This is a genomic window from Streptomyces sp. NBC_00846 (assembly GCF_045207325.1).
GTDB lineage: Bacteria > Actinomycetota > Actinomycetes > Streptomycetales > Streptomycetaceae > Streptomyces.
On sequence record NZ_CP108846.1, the window covers coordinates 6,359,420 to 6,371,254 of the forward strand.

8 protein-coding genes are annotated in these 11,835 nt (G+C 68.8%); all 8 read left to right on the forward strand.

Translation table 11 applies throughout. The features are described from left to right. The first annotated feature begins 80 nt into the window (after positions 1 to 80). The 8 genes from OG936_RS29280 to ureB all read left to right on the forward strand — a co-directional run bounded on the left by OG936_RS29280 (position 81) and on the right by ureB (position 11,835). Positions 81 to 971 (forward strand): FAD binding domain-containing protein, encoded by an 891-nt coding sequence (locus OG936_RS29280; RefSeq protein ID WP_383754433.1) that lies wholly within the window; start codon positions 81 to 83, stop codon positions 969 to 971. Positions 972 to 973: 2 nt separating this feature from the next. After that, entirely contained in the window at positions 974 to 1,567 is a 594-nt protein-coding gene (locus OG936_RS29285; RefSeq protein ID WP_406498745.1) for a (2Fe-2S)-binding protein, read from the forward strand. A 2-nt stretch (positions 1,568 to 1,569) separates the two neighbouring features. Beyond that, positions 1,570 to 3,954 (forward strand): xanthine dehydrogenase subunit D, encoded by a 2,385-nt coding sequence (gene pucD / locus OG936_RS29290; RefSeq protein ID WP_406498747.1) that lies wholly within the window; start codon positions 1,570 to 1,572, stop codon positions 3,952 to 3,954. A 378-nt stretch (positions 3,955 to 4,332) separates the two neighbouring features. Beyond that, the gene (locus OG936_RS29295) at positions 4,333 to 5,784 is read left to right on the forward strand and encodes an NCS2 family permease (protein ID WP_406498749.1); all 1,452 of its coding nucleotides are present in this window, start codon (positions 4,333 to 4,335) and stop codon (positions 5,782 to 5,784) included. A 57-nt stretch (positions 5,785 to 5,841) separates the two neighbouring features. Continuing rightward, positions 5,842 to 6,993, forward strand: a complete 1,152-nt coding sequence (locus OG936_RS29300) for an XdhC family protein (RefSeq protein WP_406498751.1) — start codon at positions 5,842 to 5,844, stop codon at positions 6,991 to 6,993. A 104-nt stretch (positions 6,994 to 7,097) separates the two neighbouring features. After that, positions 7,098 to 10,856: a S8 family serine peptidase gene (locus OG936_RS29305; protein ID WP_406498753.1), complete on the forward strand. Its 3,759-nt coding sequence runs from the start codon at positions 7,098 to 7,100 to the stop codon at positions 10,854 to 10,856. 299 nt (positions 10,857 to 11,155) lie between these two features. Then, positions 11,156 to 11,458, forward strand: a complete 303-nt coding sequence (locus OG936_RS29310; RefSeq protein WP_406498755.1) for an urease subunit gamma — start codon at positions 11,156 to 11,158, stop codon at positions 11,456 to 11,458. A gap of 29 nt (positions 11,459 to 11,487) precedes the next feature. Further along, entirely contained in the window at positions 11,488 to 11,835 is a 348-nt protein-coding gene (ureB, locus tag OG936_RS29315; RefSeq protein ID WP_406498757.1) for an urease subunit beta, read from the forward strand.

Here is an 11,835-nt window from a genome sequence, read left to right on the forward strand (position 1 = left end):
TCGTCGGTCTGCCGTCTGCCGCACGATGCCTGGCACGCACGTCCTGACGAACGACCCGATTGAGAAGAAGAGAGCCACTCATGGACTTCCTTCGCCCCGCCAGCTGGGAGGAGGCGCTCGCCGCCAAGGCCGAGCACCCTACGGCTGTGCCCATTGCGGGTGGCACCGATGTGATGGTCGAGATCAACTTCGACCACCGGCGGCCCGAGTACCTCCTGGACCTGAACCGCATTGGAGAACTGTCCGAATGGGAGGTGGGCCAGGAGAGCGTACGGCTCGGCGCCTCCGTCCCGTACAGCCACATCATGGAGCACCTGCGCGCCGAGCTGCCCGGACTGGCGCTCGCCTCGCACACCGTCGCGTCGCCGCAGATCCGCAACCGCGGTGGTGTCGGCGGCAACCTGGGCACCGCGTCGCCCGCCGGAGACGCCCACCCGGCGCTGCTCGCCGCGGGCGCCGAGGTCGAGGCCGAGTCCGTACGCGGAACGCGGCTGATCCCCATCGACGCCTTCTACACCGGCGTCAAGCGCAACGCCCTCGAACCGGACGAGCTGATCCGGGCCGTGCACATCAAGAAGGCCGACGGGCCGCAGCAGTTCTCCAAGGTCGGCACCCGCAACGCGATGGTCATCGCGGTCTGCGCCTTCGGCCTGGCCCTGCACCCGGAGACCCGTACGGTCCGCACCGGCATCGGCTCGGCCGCCCCCACGCCCGTCCGGGCGAAGGCGGCGGAGGAATTCCTGAACGCCGCGCTCGAAGAAGGCGGGTTCTGGGACAGCCGCACGATCATCACCCCGTCCATCGCCTCGCAGTTCGCCGCGCTCGCCGCCGGTGCCTGCAATCCGATCGATGATGTGCGCGGCACCGCGAGTTATCGCAGGCACGCGGTCGGGATCATGGCCCGCCGCACCCTCGGCTGGACCTGGGAGTCGTACCGCGGCAACGGCCGCAGCACCGAAGGAGCTGCCTGATCATGCGCGTCAATTTCACGGTCAACGGACGCAGGCACGAGGCGGACGACGTCTGGGAGGGCGAGTCGCTCCTCTACGTGCTGCGTGAACGGATGGGCCTGCCCGGCTCGAAGAACGCCTGCGAGCAGGGCGAGTGCGGATCGTGCACGGTCCGTCTGGACGGTGTCCCGGTCTGCTCCTGCCTGGTCGCCGCAGGCCAGGTGGAGGGCCGCGAGGTCGTCACCGTAGAGGGGCTCGCGGACTTCGCCGCCCACCGCTCCCAGGCACACCCGGGCAGTGGCTGCGCCTCCGGCGCCTGCGGCACCGCACTCGACAAGGCACGCCAGTGGGAAGCCAAGCCGGCCGGCGAGGATGGCCGGGACACCGGTGAACTCTCCCCGATCCAGCAGGCGTTCATCGACGCCGGCGCCGTTCAGTGCGGTTTCTGCACCCCCGGCCTGCTGGTCGCCGCGGACGAACTGCTCGAACGCAACCCGGAACCGTCCGACGCGGACATCCGTGAGGCGCTCTCCGGCAACCTCTGCCGCTGCACCGGCTACGAGAAGATCCTCGACGCGGTCCGCCTCGCGGCCGCCCGCGCGGAAGAAACGGTCTGACGATGGGCGTTACCGGCAACCCCACCAGCATCAACCAGGGCACCCGTACCAAGGGCGGCATCGGCGAGTCCACGCTCCGCCCCGACGGCATCCTGAAGGTCACCGGCGAGTTCGCGTACTCCTCCGACATGTGGCACGAGGACATGCTCTGGGGTCACACGCTGCGGTCCACGGTCGCGCACGCCGAGATCGTCTCCATCGACACCTCGGAAGCGCTCGCCACCTCCGGCGTCTACGCCGTACTCACCTACGACGACCTGCCGACCTCGGTGAAGCACTACGGGCTGGAGATCCAGGACACCCCGGTCCTCGCCCACGGCAAGGTCCGCCACCACGGCGAACCGGTGGCACTCGTCGCCGCCGACCACCCCGAGACGGCCCGGCGCGCAGCCGCGAAGATCAGGATCGAGTACCGCGAGCTGCCCGTCGTCACCGACGAGGCCTCGGCCACCGCCCCCGACGCGCCCCTCATCCACGAGGGCCGCGACGACCACCACGCCGGGCACGTACCGCACCCCAACATCGTCCACCGCCAGCCCATCGTCCGCGGCGACGCGGACGCGGCGGCGGCCCGCGCCGATGTCGTGGTCAGCGGTGAGTACGTCTTCGGCATGCAGGACCAGGCCTTCCTCGGCCCCGAGTCCGGTCTGGCCGTGCCCGCCGAGGACGGCGGCGTCGACCTGTACGTCGCCACCCAGTGGCTCCACTCCGACCTGCGCCAGATCGCCCCCGTCCTCGGCCTGCCCGAGGACAAGGTCCGCATGACGCTCTCCGGAGTGGGTGGCGCCTTCGGCGGCCGCGAGGACCTGTCGATGCAGATCCACGCCTGCCTGCTCGCCCTGCGCACCGGCAAGCCGGTCAAGATCGTCTACAACCGGTTCGAGTCCTTCTTCGGGCATGTGCACCGTCACCCCGCCAAGCTCTGGTACGAGCACGGCGCCACCCGCGACGGCAAGCTGACCCATATGAAATGCCGCATCGTGCTGGACGGCGGAGCCTACGCCTCCGCCTCACCGGCCGTCGTCGGCAACGCCTCCTCGCTCGGTGTCGGTCCGTACGTCGTCGACAACGTGGACATCGAGGCCATCGCGCTCTACACCAACAACCCGCCGTGCGGCGCCATGCGCGGCTTCGGCGCGGTCCAGGCCTGCTTCGCCTACGAGGCCCAGATGGACAAGCTCGCCGCCGAACTGGGCATGGACCCGGTCGAGTTCAGGCAGCTCAACGCCATGGAGCAGGGCAGCGTCCTGCCGACCGGACAGGTCGTCGACTCGCCCGCCCCGGTCGCCGAGCTGCTGCGCCGGGTCAAGGCCATGCCGCTGCCGCCCGAGCGCCAGTGGGAGGTGGCCGGCGAACAGGCCGACGTACGGGCCCTGCCCGGCGGACTCTCCAACACCACCCATGGCGAAGGCGTCGTACGCGGCGTCGGCTACGCGGTCGGCCTCAAGAACGTCGGCTTCTCCGAGGGCTTCGACGACTACTCCACCGCCCGGGTGCGGATGGAGGTCGTCGCCGGCGAACCCGTCGCGACCGTGCACACCGCCATGGCCGAGGTCGGACAGGGCGGCGTCACCGTCCACGCCCAGATCGCCCGAACCGAACTCGGCGTCACCCAGGTCACCATCCAACCGGCCGACACCCAGGTCGGCTCCGCAGGCTCCACCTCCGCCTCCCGGCAGACCTATGTCACTGGTGGCGCCGTGAAGCACTCCTGCGAGGCCGTCCGCGAGAAGGTCCTGGAGATGGGCCGCCGCAAGTTCGGTACGTACCACCCCGCCTGGGCCACCGCCGAACTGCTCCTGGAGGGCGGCAAGGTCGTCACCGACGGCGGTGAGGTGCTGGCCGATCTGGTCGACGTACTGGAGGACGAAGCGGTCGACATCGAGCTGGAGTGGCGCCACCGGCCCACCGAGGCGTTCGACCTCCGCACCGGACAGGGCAACGGCCACGTCCAGTACTCCTTCGCCGCCCACCGCGCGGTCGTCGAGGTCGACACCGAACTCGGCCTGGTCAAGGTCATCGAACTGGCCTGCGCCCAGGACGTCGGCAAGGCGCTCAACCCGCTCTCCGTCGTCGGCCAGATCCAGGGCGGCACCACTCAGGGCCTGGGCGTCGCCGTCATGGAGGAGATCCTGGTCGACCCGAAGACCGCGAAGGTGCGCAACCCGTCCTTCACGGACTACCTGATCCCCACCATCCTCGACACCCCGACCATCCCGGTCGACGTGCTCGAACTCGCCGACGACCACGCCCCGTACGGGCTCCGTGGCATCGGTGAGGCCCCCACCCTGTCGTCGACCCCGGCCGTCCTCGCGGCGATCCGGAACGCGACGGGCCTGGAGCTCAACAGGACACCGGTACGCCCCGAGCACCTCACGGGCACCTGAGTCTCCGGCTCCTCCCGAACCCTCCGGGCGGTGCGTGCCACCCAGGAACGTCACACTTCCGTTGCCCGCACCGCCCGGAGCACTCAAGTGCCGCACCGTTCAAGGCTGTTGGCGCGACGAGCAGTCCCGCAGCAAAGCAGCTCAGCGGTGACGGCGCAGTCCCGCGGCAACGCAGTCCCGCGGTGGCGCAGTCCCGCGGAAAAGCTGCTCAGCGGTGACGACGCAGTCAGGCACTTCCGTAGTACCAGCACATTCCACTCTGCATGCACAGTTCGCCTCGGGCCGTCCCCCGGGTCGTGCCGCCAGCGCAGTCATCCCAAATCCCGCATACCGATTCTCCATCGCGGGTGCCCCTGTGAACCTTGGGAGTCAGGCATCATGACCCAGCAGTCAGTGGAGCCCGGGACCATTGCGGAGGACGCGGGCTCCGGCTCGCGCATCCCCGCAGGAAGATCCTGGCTCGACCGGTACTTCCACATCTCCGAACGTGACTCGACCGTCGCGCGCGAAGTGCGCGGCGGCATCACGACCTTCATGGCGATGTGTTACATCCTTCTGCTCAACCCGCTCCTGCTGTCCGGACCGGACGTGGCGGGCCACCGGCTCAGCCACGCCGGGCTGATCACTGCGACCGCGCTCGCCGCCGCAGTCTCGACCCTGCTGATGGGCTTCATCGGAAAGGTGCCCCTCGCTCTCGCCGCGGGACTCTCCGTCTCCGGCGTGCTCGCCACCCAGGTGGCGCCCCACATGACGTGGCCGCAGGCCATGGGCATGTGTGTGATGTACGGCGCGGTGATCGTGCTGCTGGTCGTCACCGGGCTGCGCCAGATCATCATGAACGCGATACCGCTGGCCCTGAAGCACGGCATCACCATCGGCATCGGCATGTTCATCGCGCTGATCGGCCTGGTCAACGCCGGCTTCGTCGGCAAGGGCGCCCCGGTCACGCTCGGCGTGGGCGGACAGCTCTCCGGCTGGCCCGTACTGCTCTTCTGCGTCACCCTGCTGCTCATCTTCATGCTGCAGGCCCGCAACGTGCCCGGCGCGATCCTGATCGGTATCGTCGTCGGCACCGTCCTCGCCGTCATCGTCAACGCCGTCGGTGACATCAGCCCCAAGGCATGGGGCGGCAGCGCACCCGAACTGCAGGGCAGCGCCGTCTCGATGCCCGACTTCGGGCTCTTCGGCCATGTCGAGTTCGGCGGCTGGGGCGACATCGGCGTCATGACCGTAGGCATGATCGTCTTCACCCTGGTGCTGGCCGGCTTCTTCGACGCGATGGCGACCATCATCGGCGTCGGTACCGAGGCCGGGCTCACCGACAGCAGGGGCCGGATGCCCGGCCTGTCCAAGGCGCTGTTCATCGACGGCGTGGGCGGGGCGGTCGGCGGCGTCTCCGGAGCCTCCGGCCAGACCGTCTTCATCGAGTCGGCGACCGGCGTCGGCGAGGGGGCCCGCACGGGTCTGTCCTCCGTCGTCACCGGTGTACTCTTCGCCGCCGGACTGTTCTTCACCCCGCTCGCCCAGATCGTGCCGGGGCCGATCGCCGCCGCCGCACTGGTCGTCATCGGCGCGATGATGATGCAGAATGCCCGCCATGTCGACTGGAGCGACCGCTCCGTCGCGGTGCCGGTCTTCCTGACGGTCGCCCTGATGCCGTTCACGTACTCCATCACCGCCGGTGTCGGCGCCGGAGTGATCTCCTTCGTCGCGATCAAGGCGGCGCAGGGCAGATTCCGTGAGGTCGGCGTGTTCATGTGGGTACTGACCGGCGTGTTCGTCGTGTACTTCGCGCTCAGCCCGATCGAGAGTTGGATCGGGGCCAAGTAGGCCCGTCCGTAACGGGACCGGCCCGTCCCTCCGCACCCCCGTAGAAGGAGAAACGCCATGCTGGACATCGCCGAAGAGCTCAACCGGTGGGTCGAGCAGGGACGCGACTTCGCCGTGGCCACCGTCGTGGCGGTCGGCGGGAGCGCACCCCGGCAGCCGGGAGCCGCCCTCGCCGTCGACCGCGACGGCACGGCGATCGGTTCGGTCTCCGGCGGGTGTGTGGAGGGCGCGGTGTACGAGCTGTGCGAGCAGGCCCTCGACGACGGCAGCACCGTCCGGGAGCGGTTCGGCTACAGCGACGAGGACGCCTTCGCGGTCGGACTGACCTGCGGCGGAGTCATCGACATCCTGGTCACACCGGTCCGTGCGGACGATCCCGCACGGACGGTGTTCGCCGCCGCGCTGGCCGCCGCCGCTCGGGGGGCGGCGGCGGCCGTCGCCAGGATCACCGACGGGCCCGCGGAGCTCCTCGGCCGGCCCCTGCTCGTCCACCCCGACGGCTCGTACGAGGGCGGGCTCGGTGGACATCCGGAGCTGGACCGCACCGCGGCGGCCGACGCCCGCGCGATGCTGGACGCGGGCCGTACCGGCTCCGTCACCATCGGCGCCGACGGCTCGCGCTGCGGGCAGCCGCTCACCCTGCTCGTCGAATCGAGCGTCCCGCCGCCCCGGATGATCGTCTTCGGGGCCATCGACTTCGCGTCCGCGCTGGTCCGGGCCGGAAAATTTCTCGGGTACCACGTCACCTTGTGCGACGCACGCCCCGTCTTCGCGACGAAGGCCCGTTTCCCGGAGGCCGACGAACTGGTCGTCGACTGGCCACACCGCTATCTCGCGGCGACCGACGTCGACGCGCGCACCGTCCTGTGCGTCCTCACCCACGACGCCAAGTTCGATGTCCCGCTGCTGGAACTGGCGTTGAGGCTGCCGGTGGCGTACGTCGGCGCGATGGGCTCGCGCCGCACCCACCTGGAGCGCAACGACCGGCTGCGCGAGGTCGGCCTCACGGAGCTGGAACTGGCCAGGCTGCACTCGCCGATCGGACTCGACCTCGGCGCCCGTACCCCCGAGGAGACCGCGCTGTCGATCGCCGCCGAGATCGTCGCCGACCGGCGCGGCGGCAGCGGAGTACCGCTCAAGGGGGCGCACACACCGATCCATCACGAAGGCGACGGGGCGTCGACGGCAGTGATCACTTCCGTGGCTTGAACCTTTCCATGAACACGGTTGTCCGTGGGCGGGTTGCCGCCACGGCGGCTTCACGCCAGGCGTGAACCCGACCGTAGCCTCGGTTTTGCCTCTAGACCTGCGGCATGACATTTAAATCCTCCTCCGCTTCCGGCCGGGCGAGATCCGCTCGTGCGGGACGCAGGGCTCTGCTCATAGCGACTTCGGTCGCCCTGGTGAGTGGCGCACTGTTGCCCGCAGCGGGCTCCGCTTCCGCCGCCGCAGTTCAGTCCGATCCCGTCGACCGCCAGGCCGCCGCCCCCGTCAAGGAGTACGACATCACCCTGCTCACGGGGGATGTCGTGCATTACTCGGACGGTGTCGGCAAGCAGGACACCGTCACCGTGGACCGCCCCGACGGAGCGGTCGGCGGCGTGCATGTCCAGCAGGCCGGTGACGATCTGTACGTCCTGCCCGACGAGGCCAACTCCCTGATTGCAGCAGGCAAGTTGGACCGTCGGCTGTTCAACGTCACGGCTTTGGCCAAGATGGGGTACGACGACAGGAAGTCGGGCGGCATTCCGCTGATTGCGACCTACCCGGCGAGCCAGGGCCGCTCACTGCCCGCCGCTCCTCGCGGCGCGAAGAAGACCCGCACCCTGGCGAGCATCCACGGCGCCGCGCTGAAGGCCGAGAAGGACACCGCCCGGACCTTCTGGAACGACATCGTCCTTACTCCTAAGGCCCGTTCGCTGGACAACGGCATCGCGAAGCTCTGGCTCGACGGCCGGGTGGAGGCCGCGCTCAAGGACTCCGTGCCGCAGGTCAACGCCCCGCAGGCGTGGGCCGAGGGCTACGACGGCAAGGGTGCCAAGGTCGCGGTGCTCGACACCGGCATCGACGCGACCCACCCGGACGTCAAGGACCGCATTCTCGATACCAAGAGCTTCGTGCCGGGCGAGGAGGTCCTCGACAAGCACGGTCACGGCACGCATGTCGCGTCCACCATCGCGGGCTCCGGCGCCGCTTCGGAGGGCGTCAACATGGGCGTGGCACCGGGTGCCGGCCTGATCATCGGCAAGGTGCTCAGCGACGGGGGCTCCGGCGCGGACTCCGGGATCATCGAAGCCATGGAGTGGGCGAAGGCCGAAGGCGCCGACGTCGTCTCCATGAGCCTCGGCTCCAGCATCCCGGACGACGGCTCCGACCCGATGTCGCAGGCCGTCGACGCTCTTTCCGCCGACGGCGGGCCGCTGTTCGTGATCGCCGCGGGCAACGCCTACGGCGCGGGCACCATCGGCTCGCCCGGTTCGGCGGAGAAGGCGCTCACCATCGCCGCCGTCGACAAGCGGGACAACCGTGCGGACTTCTCCTCGATGGGCCCGCTGGTGGGTTCCTTCGGCCTCAAGCCCGACCTGTCCGCACCGGGTGTGGGTATCAACGCGGCCGCCTCGCAGTCGGTCCCGGGCGTCAGCGGGATGTACTCGACGAAGTCCGGCACATCGATGGCGACCCCGCATGTCGCGGGCGCCGCAGCCATCCTGAAGCAGCGTCACCCCGACTGGTCCGGCCAGCGGATCAAGGACGCACTGATGAGCTCGTCGAAGAAGCTCGACGCGTACACCCCCTACGAGCAGGGCACCGGCCGGCTCGATGTGAAGGCGGCGGTCGACAGCACGATCGAGGCCACCGGCTCCGTCGAGGTCGCCTCCTACAGCTGGCCGCACTCCGCGTCCGACCCGGTCGCCCAGCGGACCATCACGTACCGCAACACCGGTACGAAGGACGTCACCCTCGACCTGGCCACGGACACGGACGCCGACGCCTACACCCTGTCGACGAAGCAGCTGACCGTCCCGGCCGGGTCCACCGCCGAGGCCGTGCTCTCGCTGGACCCGTCGACGGTCGCGAGCGACACCCAGTTCTCCGGCCAGGTCATCGCCAAGGACGCGGCGGGCACCGTCGTCGCGCACACCGGCTTCGCCCTGAACAAGGAGCAGGAGCTGCACGACCTGACACTCAGGCTCCGTGACCGCGACGGCAAGCCGATGAACGGCCGGGTCGTCATCGGCGCGCTCGGCAACCCGAACCTGGCCATTGTCCAGGTGTCGGGCGAGACCACGCTGCGGATGCAGCCGGGCAACTACACCGCCTGGACGACCGCCGAAGTCGCCGGTGACCGCGCCGACTCGAAGGCCCTGGCCTTCCTCGCGGCCCCTGAGACCATCCTCGACAAGACGACCACGGTCACCCTCGACGCGTCCAAGGCCCACAAGGTCAGCGTGCGGACGCCGAAGGAGACCGAGAACCGGCAGCTGCGATTCGACATGGCACGTACCGCACCGGACGGCACCGTCCAGCGCGACGCGTACCAGTTCCCTGTGAAGTACGACCAGTTCTGGGCGAGCCCCACCAAGAAGGTCACCCAGGGCAGCTTCTCCTTCCTGACCCGCTGGCGGCAGGGCGAGAAGCAGATAGACGTCACGGCCGAGGGACGTGACGTGCGGGTTGTCGCGCAGGCCGGTGCGGCCATCGCCGAAGACAGCAAGAAGCAGCTGGCCGGTGTCTTCGCGGGCAACGGCGCCGTGGCCGACTACAAGGGCCTGGATGTCAAGGGCAAGGCCGTCGTGATCCGCCGCAGCGACGCGGTCGCTCCCGCCGACCGGCTCGCCAATGCTGTGGCCGCAGGCGCCGAGGCGCTGTTCGTCGTCAACGACGCTGACGGCGCCCTGATGGAGAGCTACACCCCCCGCGGAACCGAGGGCACCATTCCTGTCGCCTCGGTCCAGCGCCTGGCGGGCGAGAACCTGATCAAGTCCGCCCAGCGTGGCGTCAAGCTGACGATTGATCAGCACCGCTTCGCGAGCTACATGTACGACCTGGTCGACCGTCACGACGGCGTCATCCCGGACCGCTCGCTGGAGTTCGCCCCCTCGCCCCGTCAACTGGCGAAGGTGGAGAACACCTTCTACGGCCACAAGGACACGCTCGGCGGCGGCTACCGCTACGACATCCCGGAATACGGGCCCGGCCTCGGCTTCCGCGAGTACGAGAAGTTCCCCAGCACCCGTACCGAGTGGGTCAACCCGCTTCCCGGCGCATCGTTCTGGTACGAGGACCACTCGATCTTCGACGCAGCGCAGACGAGTTTCGCGCAGGAGATGCGCGGCGGCGACATGAACTACAAGGCGGGCCGCACCTACCCCGCCAAGTGGTTCGGGCCGATCACCCGCCCGCGTCTGGGCACCGCCTACTGGGGTCCGTTCCGTACCCCCAGCAACCAAATCCAGTTCAACCTCACCCCGTGGACGGACTCGGGCGCGGGCCACTCGGGCTCCATGACGAGGGACGAGCACACCGTCGTCACCAACGCCTTCTACCAGGGTGACACCCTGATCAAGAAGGGCACGAGCCAGTCCGGAGCCGCCGATAACCTCTCACCCGAGAAGCTGCCGTACCGCGTGGTGCTCGACTCAGCCCGGGACGCCGATGTGTGGAAGACCTCCACCCGCACGCACACCGAGTGGAACTTCCTCTCGGGCGCCACGGATGAGAACGGTCCGTACCGTACCGACATCCCGATGCTCCAGCTGGACTACAAGGTCGACACCGACCTCGCCGGTGACGTCGAGGCCGGCCGGTGGACCGAGATCGGTATCGGCTCCGGTACGCAGGAGTGGCTGGACGGTGCGGTGAAGGCGAAGAAGGCGTCGCTGTCGGTCAGCTACGACGACGGCAAGAGCTGGAGCGCCGTGGAGCTGCGCGAGAATTCGGCCGGTTCCTGGACCGCCCGGTTCAAGACGTCGAAGGAGGCCGGCGGTTTCGTCTCGATCAAGGCGCACGCCGAGGCCGGGGACGGGCTCGGCGTCGATCAGGAAATCATCCGGGCGTTCGGCCTGAAGTGACTGTCCGGCTGAAGTGACCTGCTGACAGTTCCTCTTGAGGTTGCTCGCAAGACGGGCGGGAGGCACGCAGGAGGTTGCGAACGAGGTGGCTCCACACCCCCCGACAGGGTGTGGAGCCACTTTTATGCTTTTCCGATCAACAAAATTTGTCCAGTTTGCCCGTATTTAGTGGGTGGTAACCCTAGAAAGGGACTTTTTGCGGTGCGTGGCAAGTTGCCACGACCGGGTGGAGAGGCTTATAAGAGGAATGTGGCTGGGGCGATACCGGGAATTCCGAGAGGCCGCCACGGAGGTTTCCCATGTTTCTGACTCCGTCCGACACGGAGAAATTGTTGCTGAGTGTTGCCGGAATGGTTGCCCGCGACCGGCGGGAGCGGGGTGTGCGCCTCAACTATCCCGAGGCCGTCGCCCTGTTGTCCTGCTGGGCCATGGAACGAGCCCGTGAGGGAGCCATGGTCAGAGACCTCATGACCGAGGGGAGGAGCGTTCTGACCCGCGCTGACGTGCTCGAAGGCATCCCCGAGATGCTCCATGACGTCCAGGTCGAGGCGACCTTCCCGGACGGGCGCAAGCTCGTCACGATCACCTCGCCGATCCCGTGATCCCGGGCGAGGTCCGGACCGGGTCCGGCGTGCTGAAAATCAACGAAAATCTCGCCACATTGCGAATCACCGTGGTGAATGACGGAGATCGGCCCATTCAGATCGGATCTCATCTGCACTTCCCGGACGCTAATCCGGCGCTTTCCTTCGATCGGGCCGCAGCCGAGGGATTCCGGCTTGATATTCCGTCAGGTACGTCGCTGCGCTTCGAGCCCGGAGTCGGCGCCGACGTCACCCTCGTCGCGCTTGGCGGCCGGCGACTGGTGCCCGGGCTCGTGCTGCCGGGTGTCCGTGCGTCGACCGGCGCACCCCTCGGCGGCCCCGAGGGCACGCGCGCTCCGGTATCCGCCCCCACGTCACAAATGGAGGGCATGTGA